At 69.0% G+C, this 17,487-nt stretch carries 15 protein-coding genes; 12 read left to right on the top strand and 3 right to left on the bottom strand.

The annotated features are described in order from the left end of the window. Positions 1-1,072: 1,072 nt before the first annotated feature. Positions 1,073-1,261: a hypothetical protein gene (locus E8A74_RS33020; RefSeq protein ID WP_136933096.1), complete on the bottom strand. Its 189-nt coding sequence runs from the start codon at positions 1,259-1,261 to the stop codon at positions 1,073-1,075. Positions 1,262-1,634: 373 nt separating this feature from the next. Here E8A74_RS33020 and E8A74_RS33015 point away from each other — a divergent pair, with 373 nt between their 5' ends. From E8A74_RS33015 to E8A74_RS32990, 6 genes are all read left to right on the top strand, one after another. Beyond that, positions 1,635-2,471, top strand: a complete 837-nt coding sequence (locus tag E8A74_RS33015) for a hypothetical protein (protein WP_136933095.1) — start codon at positions 1,635-1,637, stop codon at positions 2,469-2,471. A gap of 66 nt (positions 2,472-2,537) precedes the next feature. Further along, positions 2,538-3,419, top strand: coding sequence for a hypothetical protein (locus E8A74_RS33010; protein ID WP_136933094.1), 882 nt, complete (start codon positions 2,538-2,540; stop codon positions 3,417-3,419). A 249-nt stretch (positions 3,420-3,668) separates the two neighbouring features. Further along, positions 3,669-6,167 (top strand): DUF2169 family type VI secretion system accessory protein, encoded by a 2,499-nt coding sequence (locus tag E8A74_RS33005; RefSeq protein WP_170229559.1) that lies wholly within the window; start codon positions 3,669-3,671, stop codon positions 6,165-6,167. Between the two features lie 223 nt (positions 6,168-6,390). After that, positions 6,391-7,323 (top strand): P-loop NTPase family protein, encoded by a 933-nt coding sequence (locus E8A74_RS33000; protein ID WP_136933092.1) that lies wholly within the window; start codon positions 6,391-6,393, stop codon positions 7,321-7,323. Next, the gene (locus E8A74_RS32995) at positions 7,320-7,751 is read left to right on the top strand and encodes a DcrB-related protein (RefSeq protein ID WP_136933091.1); all 432 of its coding nucleotides are present in this window, start codon (positions 7,320-7,322) and stop codon (positions 7,749-7,751) included. The genes E8A74_RS33000 and E8A74_RS32995 overlap by 4 nt, the downstream gene beginning before the upstream one ends. An 11-nt stretch (positions 7,752-7,762) precedes the next feature. Continuing rightward, positions 7,763-8,422: a PAAR domain-containing protein gene (locus E8A74_RS32990; protein WP_136933090.1), complete on the top strand. Its 660-nt coding sequence runs from the start codon at positions 7,763-7,765 to the stop codon at positions 8,420-8,422. A gap of 38 nt (positions 8,423-8,460) precedes the next feature. On the opposite strand, the gene E8A74_RS32985 is transcribed toward E8A74_RS32990, so the two are convergent. Together E8A74_RS32985 and E8A74_RS32980 are read right to left on the bottom strand one after the other, a co-directional pair. After that, complete coding sequence (locus E8A74_RS32985; RefSeq protein WP_136933089.1) at positions 8,461-10,830, bottom strand: type VI secretion system Vgr family protein; 2,370 nt, start codon at positions 10,828-10,830, stop codon at positions 8,461-8,463. 13 nt (positions 10,831-10,843) lie between these two features. Further along, the gene (locus tag E8A74_RS32980) at positions 10,844-11,530 is read right to left on the bottom strand and encodes a lysozyme family protein (RefSeq protein WP_136933088.1); all 687 of its coding nucleotides are present in this window, start codon (positions 11,528-11,530) and stop codon (positions 10,844-10,846) included. Between the two features lie 77 nt (positions 11,531-11,607). Between E8A74_RS32980 and E8A74_RS32975 the strand changes: the two genes are divergently transcribed. The 6 genes from E8A74_RS32975 (at position 11,608) to E8A74_RS32950 (ending at position 17,433) form a co-directional block, all read left to right on the top strand. Then, complete coding sequence (locus E8A74_RS32975) at positions 11,608-12,165, top strand: M67 family metallopeptidase (RefSeq protein ID WP_136933087.1); 558 nt, start codon at positions 11,608-11,610, stop codon at positions 12,163-12,165. 214 nt (positions 12,166-12,379) lie between these two features. Continuing rightward, the gene (locus E8A74_RS32970; protein ID WP_136933103.1) at positions 12,380-14,374 is read left to right on the top strand and encodes a potassium transporter Kup; all 1,995 of its coding nucleotides are present in this window, start codon (positions 12,380-12,382) and stop codon (positions 14,372-14,374) included. A gap of 34 nt (positions 14,375-14,408) precedes the next feature. After that, a complete protein-coding gene (locus E8A74_RS32965; RefSeq protein ID WP_136933086.1) occupies positions 14,409-15,155 on the top strand; it encodes a DUF5995 family protein in 747 nt (248 codons plus the stop codon). After that, positions 15,152-15,844 carry a hypothetical protein gene (locus E8A74_RS32960; RefSeq protein ID WP_136933085.1) on the top strand — a complete coding sequence of 231 codons (693 nt, stop codon included), beginning with the start codon at positions 15,152-15,154 and terminating at the stop codon, positions 15,842-15,844. Before E8A74_RS32965 ends, E8A74_RS32960 begins: the two co-directional genes overlap by 4 nt. 84 nt (positions 15,845-15,928) lie before the next feature. After that, a complete protein-coding gene (locus E8A74_RS32955) occupies positions 15,929-16,342 on the top strand; it encodes a DUF302 domain-containing protein (protein ID WP_136933084.1) in 414 nt (137 codons plus the stop codon). Positions 16,343-16,392: 50 nt separating this feature from the next. Next, on the top strand, positions 16,393-17,433 hold the full coding sequence (locus E8A74_RS32950; protein ID WP_136933083.1) for a ferritin-like domain-containing protein: 1,041 nt from the start codon (positions 16,393-16,395) through the stop codon (positions 17,431-17,433). The last annotated feature ends 54 nt before the right edge of the window (positions 17,434-17,487 follow it).

Raw genomic sequence — 17,487 nt, 5'->3', positions numbered from 1 at the left:
TCGTCGTGGTTTTTCTCCGACGCACACGGCGCCTCCACCGCGGAGGCGGGCGGGACGTCGGCCGCGACCACGTTTGCTCCGTGGGCAAACTTTTCGACACGGTGATCCATCACGCGCCGCGCTTTTTGCCGGGCGCGGTAGGCCCGTTGCCGGTCCCGATGATCGAGCCGCCCCTCGGGGCTCTCGCGGTGCCGCTGGTTTGCCCTGCGAAGACTTGCCCTGCGCGCGGTCGCGCGGCAGACGGGACCGCAGTACAGTCGGCCGCGATCACACGGTCGGCAGAGCCGGAAGGTGCGTCGACAAAAACCGCATCGGACATCGGAGAGTTCGACCACGCGCCCATCGAGCAGGCGCCGTTTTCTTGGCCCTGTCGCCCGAGATGCGTGACGGTCCCCCCGTCACGCGCCCGCGCGACACGGAAGGCCGGGAGGTAGCGCTCCCGGCCTTCGTCTTTCTACAAGGCGCCCGCAAGCCCCCGTCCTACGCGCGGTTTGTCGTCGTGACGAACTTCTCGCCCCAGGGCTCGACACGCGCCGTGACGCCCACCAGGCCGAACTCGTGGTCACGTTTTCCGCGGATTTGGGTGAGCGTCTACATCCGCTTTCGCTTCCGCTTCCGCTTCCGCTTCCGCTTCCCGGTCGGTTTGCTTTGGGGCCTCCCCAAACCCCCTGCGGGCCGCCGACCGTTCCCTTTGGGGCCTCCCCATGACGCATCCCGGCCGCCCGGACCTCGTGATGGGGCCTCCCCATGACGCATCCCGGCGACCGGAACCTCGTGATGGGGCCTCCCCATGACGCATCCCGGCCGCCTGGACCTGGCTTTGGGGCCTCCCCAAAGACCCTCCCGGCCGCCCGGACCTGGCTTTGGGGCCTCCCCAAAGACCTTCCCGGCCGACCGGACCTCGTGATGGGGCCTCCCCAGGACCGATCCCGGCCGACCGGACCTGTCTTTGGGGCCTCCCCAGGACCGATCCCGGCCGACCGGACCTGTCTTTGGGGCGTTCCCGCTCCATTTTGGAGCAGCCAGCGCTCCATTCTGGAGCACCTCGCCGCTCCGTATCAGCGCACCGGGCTCATTTGGGGGCGCGGAGGAGCTGGTTCTTGTCGTTGTCGAACCAGACGACGTCCTTCTCTCCGACGGCGATGGCTGCCGCGTTGGCGCCGGCGACGGCCGTGGCCGGCGTGCCTCCGGAGGTCGCGACCTTGACGATCCCCGCGCCGGTCTTGGCATAGACTTCAAGGCGTCGCGAAAGAAGGCGCATGGCAAAGCTCCGTGGTTGGTGTCGAGCAAAGAAGGGAAGGGATGGGGGGGGCCCGACGAGGGCCGGATGCTCGTCGGGCCGCGTGTTCAGCGTCAATGGACGAGCAAGAGCCAACGGGCCAGGCGCATCGTGAGCCTTCTCGCTCGTTTTCACTTGCCGCTCAGCCGATCAACGTGGGATTCGATACTCCATGCGAGCATCGAGGAGACGCCGCTGGGCCATGCTGGGCCTGCTGGTCTTGGGCTTCGCTGGGGCATGGATGACGGGTGCGTGCGGATCGAATGAGCCGGGGCCTCTCCCATCGTGCCCGACGCAACCCGACACCCCGACGGACACGAAGGCCCAATGCTCGACGTCCATGGGAGATGCGTGCATGCGTTATCGCATCCCGCTCCTCGGCAATCCGAGCATGGACCTCCCGCTGCGCGCCAAGTACATCGCCGCGTTCGGGAGCGCTTGTTACATGTCCGAGGGCCCCACCCCCACGTTCAATTGCTTCTACAAGGAGGAGGAGATGACGCCGAAGGGGAAGGCGTGCACGGATGCCCAGAGGATCGCCGAGGTCTTTGGAGCGGCGCCGTACGACAAGGGCTACGAGTGCGAGGCCGTCGGCAACGGTGACTACACGCTGCAGGTGGGCTCGGATCCCGCGAACAAGATAGAGATCAAGTACGAGCCTGCGCCGAGGCAGACGCCGCTCGTCGAGGTCGACGGTGTGCCGACGGAGGTGAGCGGTCCGTACCGCAACTTGCCCGAGCCGAAAGACCTCTGGCCAGGGAATGACTTCTACTGCAACAACGGCATGGTCGACGAGAACGGCGATGCCCTCAGGCAGAAGGACTGGATCCTCCAGGTCAACCGCGACGCGCACAAGGGCGACGCGGGCGTGGGCGAGATCCACTCCGATCTCGCGGGCTTCAAGTGGCCATGCAAGGCGATGAACGAGAACTGCGAGGAAGTGGCCACAGAGTGCGAGGAGCCGCTCGTCCTCCACGATCCGAAGGATAAGAAGGCGCCCTTCCACCCCGACTTGGTCGCGCAGGTGCACCACGTCGTGCCCATGAAGGACAAGCGCAACTGCCCGTGGGGCACGAACTCGAACAAGAACGCGGCGGTGATTTCGCGGGGGCTCAACAGACACTTCACGAACGACAACCCCCCAGCAGAGGAGGTGAAACGGCTCAACGCGGCTCTGGCGTACACGCCCTGACGCGGCAGGCGGACGCATGCGGCGAGCACGTTGACGCTGAGACCCACGTGGCCTAGGCGAGGCCTCATGGTCGTGCGTAACCATCCCCGCGGACGCCTCGTCTTCGACCGAGATGCCGTCGTGCGCGCCGCGCTGCGCGCCTACGTGGAAGCCGTCCTCGCAAGGCTCCCGAATGGCCCGTCGTACCCGGTCTGTGATCTCTCGAGCTGGACCGGCGACGTCCAGCGGGGCACCTTCTTCGACGACGACGGGTGCGGAGCCTACGCCGTTCTAGCGTGGACCGAGGCGGGCGTCGTTGGTCTCGCGTACGAGCTCGGGTTTGGTCCGATCGCTCACTTCGGCCTGACGCCTGACACGGTGACGGGTGGCCCAGATGATGTGCGCGGGGCTGTGCCAGGGCTTCCCGCTGAGCTGGAGCCAGCATTTCAGATGGCCGCCAGCATGCTCGACACGCGCAGCGATTTGTACAAGGGGAATTTACCCAATAGGAAAATGTATTCGGAAAGGTTGGCCGGGGTTGGCTTCTGGCTGCACGGCGATCGCGTCGCCGGCACGCTCTTCGATAACCCAACCTTCGAGGGCGTCCGCCGGCTGGTCCCATGGGGCATGCTCCAAAATGGTCAACTGCCGCTCTGGTGGAGTCCGGATTTCGCCGCGTACCGGGAGGAGCGCGTCCGAACGAGGGACGCACCCATCCACGCGATCATCGACGCGGTGGTCGATCGGCGGATGCGGGGCCCCACGGAATTCACGACCGACGATCTCGCGACGCTTCTCGCCAAGCCGCCCGACCCGGAGCTCTTGCTTTACGTTCAACGCAGGCTTCAAAGGGCGGGCATCACCTGGCCCGGCTCGCCCGAGCTTCCCCCCGAGCCGTCGCCGCCGGAGCCACGTATCAACCCCTTCACGGGCAAACCCATGCCGAGACCGACCCGTCCCGACAAGTGACGGCGCAAGCGTCCGCGGCTCGACAAGCCTCGACGCGCGGGAGCGGGATGGAGGGCGGGGGGCGCCGTGCCATGCGAAACAGCAGCCCCCCATCGCTCATTGCATCGAGGTACGGCTGCAACGGCCTGGGACTGCCGCGAGCGCGGCTTTCAGCCGCCGCCGGTTCATGATAAAGCCGCCTCTCATGCACGCCGCCCCCGTACCGACCCTCCCTCGGGCAGCCTACGACGCTCGCGCGGAGAGCCCGGCGTGAACACACAAGCCCGGCACCCCACGGTCCGCGTGCTCGCGCGGGGCCCCTTCGACGTGGGCTCGCGTCTTTGGCGCGACGAGCGAGGTTCGCTCGTCGTCACCGTCATCGCGAAGGCCACCTACACGTTCGCGCCGGGAGATGCCGCGCCGCTCGATGTCCCCCTGCCGCTCCAGGCAGAAGACGGGCATTGGGACGATGATCCCGCCCGGAGCGTCCACGCGCCGAGCGACTTCGCCCCGTTCAAGCCGAGGGCCGAGGTCCTCCTCGTCGGCTCCGCCTACGCCCCCGAGGGGCGGCCCGCGCGCTCGATCGCGGCGCGTATCGTGGTCGGCTCGGTCGACAAGACCGTCGAAGCCTGGGGCCCGCGCCGCTTTCGCGCCGACGGCAGCGTGGAGGATGCGCCCCTCCAGACCCGCTTCTCCCTCCGCTACGAATACGCCGCCGGCGGCCCCGGCACGGACAACCCCGCCGGGATCGACCTCTCGCGCAGCGCGCTCCTCGGCCCCGTCCCGGTGCCCCAGCTCTTGCCTCACCTCCACGAGATCACCTCGCTGCACGAATACATCCCGCGCGCCGGCTTCGGCCCCATCGCGGCCGTGTGGCCCGTGCGCGCGGGGCTCCTCGGCGAGCGCGAGCGCACCTGGCTCGGCCGCTCGGACGCCTTCGCGTTGCCCAAGACCTTGCCGAGGCAGTATTTCCTGGTGGCGCCGGAGGATCAGCGGCTCGACCGCCCCCTCGAGCCAAACGAGACGATCCTCGCGGAGAACCTGCACGCGAAGCACCCGCGCCTGCGCATGACCCTGTCCGGCCTCACGCCCTACGCGGTCGTCGCGGGCAGCCGCGGCGAGCCCATCCGGCTCCAGGGAGACCTGCTCTGCATCGACACCGATCGCGGCCTCTGCACGCTCACCTTCCGCGCGCAGATCCCGCTCCCCGCGGGGGGCGACGTCCAGGTGACCGTCGTCGGCGCGCCGATGGGCGCGCGGGTCTCGCCGGACGAGGCGCCCGTCGCCCCGCAGGCGCGGCCGGAGCCGCCCGAGGACAGGCGCATCGACGAGGAGGAGCACACGATGCCGTTCACGGTGCCCGCCCGGCGGCACGACGGGCTGCCCTTCCGGGGCACGACCCCGGCGCAGCCGCCACGCCCGAGCCACCGCGACGGCGTCATGCCCTTTCGCGAGGCCGATGCGCCCTCGGGCGCGCCGAGCTCCCGCGGCTCGTACCCTCCGCAATCGCCGAGCTTGCCCCAGCCGCCGCCTCCGTCCCGACCCGAGGGGATGCCGCAGGCCTTGCCCTTCACCCCCGTCGCCCCGCCCGCGTCCGTTCCGCCCTCGCGTATCGCCGCGGTCCCCGCGCCGCCGCCGCTGCCGGGAATGCCGGCGCCGCCGCTGCCGGGGATGCCGGCGCCGCCCGCGCCGCTGCCGCTCTCGCCCGCGCCGATGCCGCTGTCTCCCGCGCCGTCGCCGTCGCCCGGCCGCTCCCCCCCGAAAGCCCCGACGACCTTCGAGAGCGCCTTCAGCGGGGCGAAGCCTGACGCGCGGAGCCTCGAAGCCCCGGAGGCCCCGAAAGCCGACGCGGCCCAGGCCGAGAGCACGAGCGCCGCTTCCCTCGGGTTCGTGAGCGTGAAGGCCGCCTCCGACGCGGCCGCGCGGGAAGAGCGTCGCGGGGACGCATCGAGATCAGGGGCGCGCGTGATCCGCCCGGCGAGCGCCCAGGTGCAGAGGCTCGCCGTCGTCGACGTCCTCGACTTCGATCCGAAGGTCTTGCCCCGGCTCCGCCTGCAGAAGCGCTTCGCGCCGATCTTCGCGGGCCCGCGCCCCGTGCAGCCCGCCGATGTGTCGCACGGCAAGCTCTCGCAGGAAGAGCAGGAGCGCGCCGACGTGGCCCGGGTCCTCTCGTGCGCACGCTCGGCGGACGCAGCCGAGATCCGGCGCGCGCTCGCCGAGAGCCTCGAGGACCAGAGCAACTGGCACCCGCCGCTCCTCGCCGTCGCGGGCGACCTCAAGCCTGTCTTCGACGAGCTCGAGGCGCTGCGCGCGGCGGTCAGCGTCGCGCAGACGGTCGCGGGGGGAGACAAGCGCCTGCTCGCGGCGATCGCCGTCGCGCAGGAGGCGATCGCCGCGCCCGTCCCGCCGCGGCCCGACACCGTGCTCGCCCTCGGCCGGCAGATCGAGGCCGCGTCCACGTCGCTCTCGCTCCCGTCGCGCTACGTGGCCTCCGAGGTGGAGCGGATCCTGCTCGAAGGACGCAAATACAAGCGCCGCATGCTCCTCGGCGCGACGCGGATCCGCGCCGATCTCACGCTCGCGCGCGGCGGCGACGTGATGCTCGTGTATCTCTCCGACGCGGTCGCGACGTCCTTGCCGCTCCTGCCTTCGTATCCGGTGGTGGTGCTCGCCGAGGCGAGGCTCCGCGAGGACGTCGCGGAGACGCAACCCGAGGCCCTCGTCACCATGGCGCTCGGTCGCGTGCTGCACGGTCGCGTGGAGGGGTAGGGCAGGGGCTTCCTCCCCCGGGGCCCTGGGGCTCGCGGGCGGGCAGCACAGATCCCTCCGCGGGTCAACGGAGTTCGTGTACGACCGCGGCTCGAGCCGCGCCCGCGACGGAATGGGGAGGACACCCGGCGGGGCCGCACGCAAAGGCTTCCTCCATCGACCGCAGTTCTCTACTCTGGCCGCGACGGATGGGGCCAGAGCCGTCTGCGGAGGTAGGAGTGCGATGAGAATCGCCAGCGTGGCGTGGAAGGGTTTCGCGGGGCTTGCCGACGGCTCGCTGGATTTCGCGCGCGACGGCGGCGTTCCGGCCGATCTGATCGTCGTGACGGGGCCGCCGGGCAGCGGCAAGACGCGTCTGCTCGAGATGATCATCGCAGGCAAGGAGCGCGTGGCGGCGTACGGGCCACGGCCGCGGCTCGACGATGTGCTCGGGCCGGCGGGCACGGCCGCGAAGATCTCGATGCAGTGGTGGATGTCGGAGGACGAGCAGAAGTTCGTCGGCGTCACGAAGCCGCTCCTTTCGACCGAGTCCATCTACGCGCGCTCGGGCACGGTCGAGCTCGCGCCCGATCCGGCGATCGGCGTGCTGCTCGAGCGATACGACCACGATCGGCAGCACGGCAAGATGGACTATATCCCCGCGGATCGCGGGCTTCCGTCGTATGCGACGACGGTGGGCGATCCGGTGGGCGACCAGCGCCGCAAGCGGCTCACGCGGGGGCCGGACAAATACGCGGGGCTCATGAAGCTCGCCGAGGGCATGATCCTCAGGCGCGCGGACGCCGCGCGGACCGATACGCTCGGGGCGCTGTTCGCAGCGCTCTGCCCGCACCTCCGGCTTTCAGGGGTGGGAAGCGCGGGAGACCTCGAGGTGGTGAGCGCGGGGGGCGGCTCGCCGAGGCCGCTGTCGCGGCTGTCGATGTCGGAGAAACAGGCGTTCGCGATCGCGGCGTCGATGGCGCTCGTGGGCGTGCACCACTCGGTGGTGCTCTTCGATACGCCGGAGCTCTACCTCAGCGGGGCGGAGGCGCGTCGGCAGCTCGAGATCCTCCAGTCGTTCGCGCCGACGAACCAGTGGATCGTTTCGACGTGCGCCGAGGAGATCGTGGCCATGGCAGCACACCGGAACCTCGTGCGGCTCGGAGCTCCGCAATGAACACGACGACCTATTACATGGATGACGTCGAGGTGGCCGTGCCCGCGGGCTACATCGACAGGACGATCCACACGCTCGAATGGCAGACCGAGGACGGCAGCCGCGTCGGGCTCGTCGTGCAGCGCGATCTCAGCCCAGATCGCCCGACGGTCGACAAGCTCTTCGAGATCGCGATGTCCGAGTATCAGAAGCGCTTGCCCATGCTCCACGTGGACGAGCCGCCCGTGCTCGAGCTGCCCGTGCGCCATCACGTGGCGGCCATCCGCTGGAAGAAGGACCAGGAGGTGATCTTCCAGGTGCAGCTCTTCATCGAGCTCGCCGATCGCACCCTGGTCGCGACGTTCTCGGGGCGACCCTCGTTCCGCGAGCACATCGAGGCGTTCGCCGGCGAGTTCTGCCGATCGCTGATGGTCCGGCGTTCGTCGTAGGAGGGTTTGTCATGTCTGTCGAGCAAGCCGCGCGCGTCACGTCCTCCGTCGACCACAAGAGCTTCAACATCCAGATCGCTTACACGGCCGGAGGGATCGCCCTCGGGGCGCTCATCGTGTTCACGGGAGGCGCGTCGCTCGCCGTCTTCGCGGTGGCCGCGACCGTCGCGGGCACCACGCAGTCTGTCGGCAACTTGATCGACAAGTACGTCAACCCGAGGGACGCGTCCGAGAAGATCGTCAAAGGCGTCGAGCACGTCTTCCTCGAAGAGGCGAAGAACCGCGCCGCCAACGCAAGCCCCCAGACGCGCACCGATGAGCACGACGAGTCGCCGGTGACGGGCAGCAACTGCGTCTTCATCGAGAGCATGCCCGCGAGCCGCAGGACCGACTTCACGAAGTGCAACGGCCTCATCATCGACGGCGCGCCGCACATCTTCTACGGCGGCGAGCCCACCAATCAGAGCAAGCGCCCCGAGGAGAAAGCGCCCATCGCGCTTCAGGTCGTGCAGAAGACGGTCGACGCCGCGGGCCTGGTCGCAGGCGCGCCGACGAACCGGGTCGAGGCCCTCCTCTGGGGGATCGACGCGGCCGACTTCGTGGGCGCGATCCCCGAAGGCCACTTCCAGGACTGGCACTTCGTCAAAGACCTGCCAAGCCTCGCGCCGTAGCGCCGGGGGGGAACCCCCAGCGCCACGCGCCGCTTCTCTCAATCGAGCTTGTAATCGCCCGACTGGATGCCGTTGTAGATCCGGTCGCCGTTGCCATTCCCGAGGTAGCCGCCCTGCGACTGGTAGTGCGTCTGCCAGCGCCGCTTCATGTACTCGGCCGTTCGTTCTTCGCTCATGCGCTCGCGGTGGGACTCAGGCATTTTCTTGTAGTCGTTGTTCATCCTTTCCCACGCGGTGCGCGCCCGCTCTTTTTCGAGGGCGGCGTCCTTCGCTTTCTGCTCGCGCGCCGCTTTCTCCTCGGGTTTCTCCGGGCGCTCGCCGTTCGCGGCCTTCTGCGTCGCTTCCGCGCCGGGGTTGATGAACACGTCGTCCGCCTGGATCACGATGAAATTCGGCTGCATCACGATCGTCGAGCTGCCGACCTGGAGGATGATTTTTTCCTCGCTGATGAGGTGGTGGACTTTGGCGGCGGACGCGAAGGTGTTGGTGGTGTCGTAGACCCGATCCTTCTGCCCGCAGTCGATGATGTCGCCCGTGACGTCGTGGGTCTGGGTCCCCACCACGCTCATATAACGATCGCCGCCGACGCTCGTCGTCTGGTTGTTGCCGATGACATTGAGCTGCTTGTGATTCACCCCGAGCACGTCGTCGGTGCCGACCCGGGTGCTCCGCGCATTGCTGACCACGGCCGTCTGGGTGTTCTTGACGACGACGTTCATGTCGCGCTCGGCCTGGAGGTACATCTGCTGCTTGCCGGGCTGGTCGAAGAGGCTGACCTCGTTCCCGGCGAAGGAGTGCGTCTGCTGGTCGGGTGATTTCGCCTGGAAGAAGGGGTGGTTGAGGGTCTCGGCGATGCCCCCGCTGCCGAGCGTCGAAGCCTGCCCGCCGAGGAGACCTCCCATCGACGACAGGCCGGTGCTGCTGCCGTCGGCCGCGCCGGTGACCAGGCGCGGGCTCGACTCCGAGCGCAGGCCGCTCACCTTTTTGAAGTCGGGCAGCTTGTACGGCGGCGGCTGCGTCTCGGTGAAGACGCGGCCCACGACGACGGGGCGATCCGGATCGCCGCCCAAAAACTCCACGAGCACCTCCTGGCCAATCCGCGGGAGGTTCACGCCGCCGAACCCGGCGCCGGCCCAGGGCTGGCTCGTGGGGACCCAGCACGAGCTCGTCTCGTCGCGCTTGCCCTCGCGATCCCAGTGGAACTGCAGGCGGACGCGGCCGTACTCGTCCGTGTGGATCTCCTCGCCGGAGGGGCCCACGACGGACGCGCTCTCGAGGCCGGTGACCTTCGGCCGCGCGGTCTTGGTGTCCGGCTTGTAGGGGATGTCGGTCGGGACGACCTCGGCGTGCACGCGCCAATCGCCGTCGTGATCGCCCTCGATCAGGGCCTCGGTGACGAGGAGTGAACGGTCCGCGCCGAGCGTGCGGTGGGGGTGGTTGCTGACGCTGGCGATGACGCCGGGGACGAGGTCGAGGGCGTTCGATTCGAAGCTGATGCGCTTGGCCGAGCCCCGCTTGCCGTGCAGGCGATTCTGCGTCTTGACGTTGCCGAGCTGCTCGTCGGTGCGCGAGCTGCCGCGATCATCGGCCGTCGGCGTGCTGCCGCCGCCGCCGCTCTGCTTGAAGAGAAAGGCGCCCGGCTCGTAGTGGAACTGCTCGAGCGCCTGCTCCTGGGGGAGGCCGCCGGTGGCGGCGAGGCTGGGCTGGTTGGTGCTCGGCTTGCGATAGTCGAGGTCGCCGATGGTCACCTTGCCCGGCCGCACGCGCTGGCGGATGGCGACGCGCGTGACGAACGCCTCGTCGAGCGTGGTGTTGGGCTCGTCATGGAAGCGCAGCCCGGGCTTTTGGAGCTCGCGCGCGTGCGGGGCGTCATCGAGGATGAGGACGGTCTTGTCGTCTCTCTGCTCGAAGTAGTAGGAGGCGCCGGCGTCCTCGAGCATGCGGCTGAGGAAGGCGAAGTCGGTCTCGGCGTACTGGCAGCGGTACTTGCGCGGCTTGTAGTTGGCCGGGTCGAGGCGCTCCTCGAACTCGATGCCCCATTCGCCGAGCATCTTCTTCACGATGTCGAGCTCGGTCTCGAACTGGAAGATGCGGTAGTTCTTGCGCTGGGTCATGAGCCAGGCGCGCGGCTGGAGCGTGAGCGTGTAGGTGGCGAGCCCCTGGGCATCCGCGCGCACCTGCTCGATCTGCGAGCAGATGCTCTGCCAGGTGGGCGAGGCCTGGGAGGTGCGCAGGCGGAAGCTCGCGGGCTTGCCGATGACCTCGTCGAAGTCGATGTCGAGGCTCCTCGAGACGGCGCGGACGTCGATGTGGAAGAGCTGGTTGATGCCCTGCTTGATGGCGAAGGTGCGGACGTCGAGGAAGTCGCCGCTCGCGATCTCGATGGTGGCGTGATTGGTCGTGCTCATCGGTGTCTCCAGCTCAAGCTACGGACAGGTTGGGTTTTACAACCTCGCCCGCCTCGAGGATCCACGTCCTCATGACGAGCGCGGCCTCGGCGTCACGGCGCCGGTGGAGCCCGCGGGCGATTTCCGGCGTCGCCGCGGTGTGGAAAGCCTTCATCTCGCGAATGCCATCGGCGACGCCGCGGATGCTCCTTGCGGCGATGGCCGCGCGGATGGAGTCGTAGGCCTTTTTCTTGAGGGGTTTGTCTTTCGTCTTCGTGCCGCAGTTGTAGACGAGGGACGTGAGCGCGCCCCAGGCGTGGGGCCCCAGGGTATCGACGCCCGGGAAGGCGCTCTTGGCGAGGTCGATGTACGAGGGCAGGCGCCGGATGCGGAAAACGATCATGGCATCGTCCCAGGGGATCGAGATGTCGCGCGTGGCCCTCTCCGCGGCCCTGGACCCGCCCACGCCGAGATAGGCGCGGAGGCGATCGTACGCATCGGGCACCGGCAGGGCGGAGAGCCGCATCTTCCAGTCGCCTTCGAAGTTGTTCGTCTGGTGGCGGAGGTCGTAGCCGATGCCGATCGTGAGGCCCGAGGCTTCGTTTCCCGGCCAGTGCGGGTGCGTGTATCTGCGGTCGTACAGGGACCGCGCGAGCTCGCGCTCGCCTCCGGCCACTTCCCAGGCGATAATGAGGTCGATCGCCTCCTGGCTGATGTCCATGGGCGCAGCCTACATCAGCCGGGCGCCGCATTCAGCAGGGTCGGCGAGGTAGGTGACGGAGAGACGAGGTAAGAGCGATGGGGACGAGCTTCGATGCGCCGTGGATGCACGGCGGTCTGCGTTTGACGCGCGCGGTCATGCGGGCCCTCGAAGCGGACGCGCGCGCTCGATATGGCAAGGACGAGGAGGCCTGTGGATATCTGGTGGGGCCGGCGAGTGACGCGCTGCTTTGTGACGAAATCGTGGCCCTGCCGAATTTGGCAGCGAGGCTGCATCAGATCGACCCGGAGACGTTCTTCCGGACGGCGCGCACGTTTTTCGCCTTCGAGGAGAAGAAGCTCAACGATGCGGTGCATCGCGGGCGCGGGGCCGGGCGCCCGGTGAAGGTGATTTACCACTCGCACCTCGATGCCGGTGCGTACTTCAGCGCGACCGACGCCGCGGTCATGTCGGGGGGAGATCCGCCGGCGCGTGAAGGGGGACCGGCGCGGCTCGGTCCGGGGCCGCTGTGGCCGCTCGCGTTCCTGGTGACGAGCGTGCGCGCGGGCGCCGAGGGGCCCGTGGTCGACGAGCACAAGCTGTTCGTCTGGAGGGACCGGAGCTTCGTGGAGGCGCCGTTCGAGATCGTGGACTGACACGGACGTCACGGATCGGTCCGAGCGCCCCCGCCTCCGCCCCCGCTCCCGCTTCCGCCCCCGCCCGCTTGGGTGTAGCGTCGCCCCCGCGATGAACGACGACCCGACTGCGGCCCCGAAAGCAGCCTCGCCCGCCGCTTCCGAGCCGCCCCTTGCCATGGCCGACGAACCCAGCATCGTCGGCGCCTTCCAGGTCCACGCCGAGGCTGCTGCCATGGCCGCCGCCGACGCCGCCGCCGACGCCGCCGCCGCAACCGCGGCCCCCGGCGCAGCCGCCCCCGGCGCCCACCCCGACGGACACGCCCCCGGCGGCCACGGCCACGGCCATGCCCACGCCCCCGGCGCGCTCCCGGGCCTCGTCCTCGCGGCCCTTGGCGTCGTCTTTGGCGACATCGGCACGAGCCCCCTCTACGCCGTCAAGGAGTGCGTCACCGCGCCCCATGGGGTCCAGGCCAGCCCGGAGAACGTCCTCGGCCTCCTCTCCCTCATGTTCTGGTCCCTCTCCATGGTCGTCGCCGTGAAATACCTCACCTTCGTCCTCCGAGCGGACAACGAAGGCGAAGGCGGCACCATGGCGCTCCTCGCGCTCGTGCCCGAGAACCTCCGGCCGAAGAACAAGACGCGCATCGGCTGGATCGCCGCCCTCGTCCTCTTCGGCGCCTCGCTCCTCTACGGCGACGGCGTCATCACCCCGGCCATCAGCGTCCTCAGCGCCGTCGAGGGCCTCGCCGTCGGGGCGAGCTCCCTCAAGCCGGCGGTCTTGCCGATCTCCGTCGTCATCTTGCTCGGCCTCTTCTGGGTCCAGAAGCGCGGGACCGCCGGGATCGGCAGGGTCTTCGGGCCGATCATGATCCTCTGGTTCCTCACGCTCGGGGGCCTCGGGGCGTATTACGTCGTCAAGAACCCCGCCGTCCTCGCGGCCATGAACCCGGCGTACGCGGTCACGTTTTTCCTCACCAACAAGTGGCACGCGTTCGTCATCCTCGGCTCCGTCGTCCTCTGCGTGACCGGCGGCGAGGCGCTCTACGCGGACATGGGGCATTTCGGCCGCAAGCCGATCACGTATGCCTGGTACGGCATGGTCATGCCGTCGCTGGCCTTGAACTACTTCGGCCAGGGCGCGCTCCTCCTCCAGCACCCCGAGGCCGCCGCGAACCCGTTTTTCTCCCTCGTCCCCAAGGGCCCGGCCACGTACGCGCTCGTCGCCCTCGCCACGGCGGCCGCCGTCATCGCCTCGCAGGCCATGATCTCCGGCGCTTACTCCCTCACGCGGCAGGGCGTGCAGCTCGGCTTCCTCCCGCGCGTCCAGGTCAAGCACACCTCCTCGGAGACCGAGGGCCAGATCTACATCCCCGAGGTGAACTGGGCCCTGTTCGCCGCGTGTATGGTGCTCGTCCTCTCCTTCCGGGAGTCGTCGAAGCTCGCCTCCGCCTACGGCCTCGCCGTCACCGGCTCCATGACCATCACGTCGATCATCTTCTTCGTCGTCGTGCGGGAGCGCTGGCACTGGTCGCTCGCGAAGGCGCTCCCCCTGCTCCTGCTCTTCCTCACGTTCGACCTCGCGTTCCTGGGGGCGAACCTGCTCAAGTTCTTCGATGGCGGCTACGTGCCGTTCCTCATCGCCTCGATGATCTTCGTCTGCATGGCGATCTGGCGGAAGGGCCGCACGCTGCTCGGCCAGGAGTTCAAGAAGCGCACCCGGCCGCTCGTCGAGGTGCTGGAGGAGCTGCGCACCGGCAAGACCGCCGCCCGCGTGGACGGCGCCGCGGTCTTCCTCACGTCGAGCGCCGAGGAGGCGCCGCCCGTCCTGCTCCACCACGTCAGCCGCAGCAAGGCGCTCCAGAAGGTCGTCCTGCTCGTGACCGTGATTCCCGAGCGCATCCCGCGCGTGCCGCCGGAGCAGCGGGTCGAGGCCTCGCTCATCGCCGACGACTTCTACCGGATCATCTTCCGCTCCGGCTTCATGGAGGACACGAACGTCCCCGTGCTGCTCGCCGTGGCCAAGGCCAAGCTCGGCCTGCGGATCGAGCCCGACGAGACGACGTACTACCTCGGCCGCGAGACCCTGCTCGCCACGGGCAACGGGAAGATGGACAAGGTGTCGGAGACGGTGTTTGGTTTCCTGTCGCGCAACGCGACCGGGGCGACGAACTTCTTCAACCTGCCGCCCGAGCGCGTCGTCGAGCTCGGCATGCAGCTCGATCTTTGATGCGCGCGCTTCCCCTGGGCTAACCTCGGGGGGCATGACCAGCCGCGAATCCCTCGCCGAACGGATCCTGTCGCGCCCGCTGCGCTCCATCCACGACGTGCTCGCCGTGATGGAGATGATCCACGGCGCCCTGCCGAGCGCCGACGGCGTCCACGCCTTCAACGAGCTCTACGCCTTCGTGACGGACCGCATCCGCCAGGAGCTCGATCGGGGGCGGTTCTCGACGCCCGTGCTGATCGAAGAGCTCGACGTGGTGTTCGCGGCCCTCTACTTCGACGCGTTCGTCGCCGAGCTCGGCGCCCCGGGCTCCTCGCCGCGCGCCTGGCAGCCGCTCTTCGAGGCCCGGCACGATCGCTCGATCGCCCGGCTCCAGCACGCCCTCTGCGGCATGAACGCGCACATCAACCACGACCTCGCGATCGCGGTCGTGGAGACGTGCACCCGCAAGAGCATCGAGCCGCGGCGCGGGACGGGGTTTTTTGATGATTACCTCCTCATCAACGAGATCCTCGAGGACGCGGAGAAGGTCGCCACGAAGAAGCTCGCGACGGGGTTTTTGCGGGACGTCGAGGAGGCCCTCGGCCGCGTGGACAACATGATGGCGGTCTGGAGCGTGCGGAAGGCGCGGGACGCCGCCTGGGCGAACGCCGAGGTGCTCTGGACCCTCCGCGGCAACGATCTGCTCTACGACGCCTTCCTCCAGACGATCGACCGCATGACGGGGTTCGCCGGTCGGGGGCTCTTGCTTCCGCGGGGCCTCGGGGGAGAACCGGGGACGTGAACACCGAAGGCATGGGGACACGCGGGGGCATGGCGCGCGGCGGCCGGCGGGAGACGGCCGAGACCACCTGGTCGCATCCGCTGAACGCCGAGGCCGGGATGATGCCGATGCCGACGGACCCGCGCGAGATCGACGCGGCGCTCCGGGCCGGCAAGATTTCCCTGCGGCTCACGCCCTATTACGGGCTCCGGTACGGCGAGCGGGGCGTCCGGTTCACGCGCAGCGACAGCGCGTTCCTCGCGACCTTGCCCGAGCACGCCGAGGCCACGATCAAGCGGCAGGTCGAGTGGCTCGCCGGGGTGCTCTCGAACCGCGGGATGCCGAGCCTCCTGCTCGAACAGCACCTCCGGGTGCTCGGCCGCGAGCTCACGCGGGCCGTGCCGGAGAAGCGTGATTTTTATCGCGCGCTCTTCGTCGCGGCGGACGGGCTGCGCGCGCGGCGAATATACCGCTTGCCGGAGCACGCGGGCAGGCCCATCGCCGAGGCGTTCCCGGCGGCCGCGGGGCTGCCGAACACGCGGCTCGCGCGGGGGACGGGGCACCTGCTCGTCGCGGCGGTGGCCGACGAGCGGGCGGGCATGCCGAACGCGGTGCCGAGCGTCGAGGCGTTTTTCCTCGACCCGGCGACGTTCCCGCCGCGCTTCGTCGCGGCCGCTCGGGAGACGATCACGCGGGCGCGGGGCGCTTGACGAGCGAGCGCGTCCTCGAATGGGCCGTATGTCCCCTTTCGATCGCCGGCGCGGCGCGCCACGTTTCGGGGCGAGGGGGAGCCCATGCCGAGGACGAATCTCCGCGCTTCACTCGACCTCCCGTACGACGAGGCACTGGCGAAAATCCCCCAGTTCCTGAAGGACGTCGGATTCGGCGTCCTCACGCGGATCGACGTCGACGAGACGCTGCGCGCCCGGCTCGGCGTGCCTTTCCGGCGGTACACGATCTTCGGCGCGTGTAACCCTGTCCTCGCGCACCGGGCGTTGATCGCCGATCCGGACGTGGGCATTCTCCTGCCTTGCAATCTCGCCGTGTACGAGGACGACGACGGCCGGACGATCGTGGTCATCATGGATCCGCTCGAAGCGCTCGCCGACGACGAGGAGGCGGCGCTGCGCGAGGTCGCGGCCGAGGCGCGTACCAAGCTCAACCACTTCCTCTATTGCCTCGCGAAGGTGAGCCGCCGCGCGGCTTGACCGGAGCTCTTTTCGGCCGGTACCTTCGGCGCCGAAAGGAGCTTTCTTTCATGACGAGCAGGACCTGGACCGCGGACGCCCTCCGAGATCACCTCCAGAAGGCCGTGTACCTGGAGCTCTGGACCATCCCGATCTACCTCACGGCCGCGTACTCCTTGCAGGTGCCGGGGACGAGCGCGTCGAACCCGCCGACGCTCACGCCCGTGCGCAGCCCCAAGAACCCGAACCGGAGCCGCGAGCAGCTCGCGTTCAACGACATCTATTCGGTCGTGGTGCAGGAGATGTTGCACCTCGAGATCGCCGCGAACCTCTACAATGCGCTCTTCGCCGGGAAGGGGGATTCGCCGAAGCTCACGGGCGCGTGGGCGCCGCGGTACGACCAGGGGTTCCCGCCCTGGATCGGGGGGAAGGTGCCGGTGCAGCTCGGGCCGGTGAACGAGGCGCAGCTCCGCTTGATGACGGCGATCGAGACCCCGGAGCCAAAAGCGGACGGGCCCGCGAAGGGGCCACAAGACGTCTACGACTCCATCGGCCAGTTCTACAAGGCCATCGAGCAGGGCGTGGATCAGCTCTGGAGCAGCCTCTACGATCCGAACGCCGATCACCGGCAAAAGAGCGAGTTCGCCGATCCGAAATACCCGGGCGACGATTACACGGGCTTCTCCGCGACGATCGGCGGCGACAGCCAGACGGCGCGGGCCCAGGCGGACAAGGCCATCAAGGCGATCGTCGACCAGGGGGAGGGGAGCGTCGGCCCCTTCATCGAGCCGGACCTTCGGCCCGAGGACGGCTCCGACGTCCAGGACCGCTTCAGCCATTTCGGCCGCTTTCGCATGACGCAGGTCATGCTGAACCGCGGCGGCGCGTTCAAGACGTACCCGACCGGCGGCAGCGCGGACCTCGACGCCGCGCAGAAGGCGCTGAACGCGACCTACACGGCCCTCTTGGATGCGCTGGAGAAGGGCTTCGCGGGAAGCGCCGACCTCGACCTCGGCCCGATGTGGGACCTGCCCGGCAAGATCGTCGCCGTCTGGGCCGCCGGGGGCGTGCCCGCGTTCCAGCCCCTCGATAGCTCCGACGCCACGCGCTGACCGATCGCTCCGGCCCTGGCAAACGGGCTCCGCACGTTCTCGTCCACACGAACC

Origin of the sequence: Polyangium fumosum, from assembly GCF_005144585.1 — a bacterium.
Lineage (GTDB): Bacteria > Myxococcota_A > Polyangia > Polyangiales > Polyangiaceae > Polyangium > Polyangium fumosum.
The sequence above is the reverse complement of the archived record's forward strand: the minus strand, read 5'-3'. Positions and strand labels throughout refer to the sequence as shown.

Excerpts from the sequence above, each read along its gene's own strand:
- E8A74_RS33000 (WP_136933092.1), top strand. The coding sequence starts at position 6,391 with ATGAGAATCGCCAGCGTGGCGTGGAAGGGTTTCGCGGGGCTTGCCGAC.
- E8A74_RS32970 (WP_136933103.1), top strand. The coding sequence starts at position 12,380 with ATGGCCGCCGCCGACGCCGCCGCCGACGCCGCCGCCGCAACCGCGGCC.
- E8A74_RS32990 (WP_136933090.1), top strand. The coding sequence starts at position 7,763 with ATGTCTGTCGAGCAAGCCGCGCGCGTCACGTCCTCCGTCGACCACAAG.
- E8A74_RS33010 (WP_136933094.1), top strand. The coding sequence starts at position 2,538 with ATGGTCGTGCGTAACCATCCCCGCGGACGCCTCGTCTTCGACCGAGAT.
- E8A74_RS32980 (WP_136933088.1), bottom strand. The coding sequence starts at position 11,530 with ATGGACATCAGCCAGGAGGCGATCGACCTCATTATCGCCTGGGAAGTG.
- E8A74_RS32975 (WP_136933087.1), top strand. The coding sequence starts at position 11,608 with ATGGGGACGAGCTTCGATGCGCCGTGGATGCACGGCGGTCTGCGTTTG.
- E8A74_RS33020 (WP_136933096.1), bottom strand. The coding sequence starts at position 1,261 with ATGCGCCTTCTTTCGCGACGCCTTGAAGTCTATGCCAAGACCGGCGCG.
- E8A74_RS33015 (WP_136933095.1), top strand. The coding sequence starts at position 1,635 with ATGCGTTATCGCATCCCGCTCCTCGGCAATCCGAGCATGGACCTCCCG.
- E8A74_RS32995 (WP_136933091.1), top strand. The coding sequence starts at position 7,320 with ATGAACACGACGACCTATTACATGGATGACGTCGAGGTGGCCGTGCCC.
- E8A74_RS32955 (WP_136933084.1), top strand. The coding sequence starts at position 15,929 with ATGCCGAGGACGAATCTCCGCGCTTCACTCGACCTCCCGTACGACGAG.
- E8A74_RS32950 (WP_136933083.1), top strand. The coding sequence starts at position 16,393 with ATGACGAGCAGGACCTGGACCGCGGACGCCCTCCGAGATCACCTCCAG.
- E8A74_RS32965 (WP_136933086.1), top strand. The coding sequence starts at position 14,409 with ATGACCAGCCGCGAATCCCTCGCCGAACGGATCCTGTCGCGCCCGCTG.
- E8A74_RS32985 (WP_136933089.1), bottom strand. The coding sequence starts at position 10,830 with ATGAGCACGACCAATCACGCCACCATCGAGATCGCGAGCGGCGACTTC.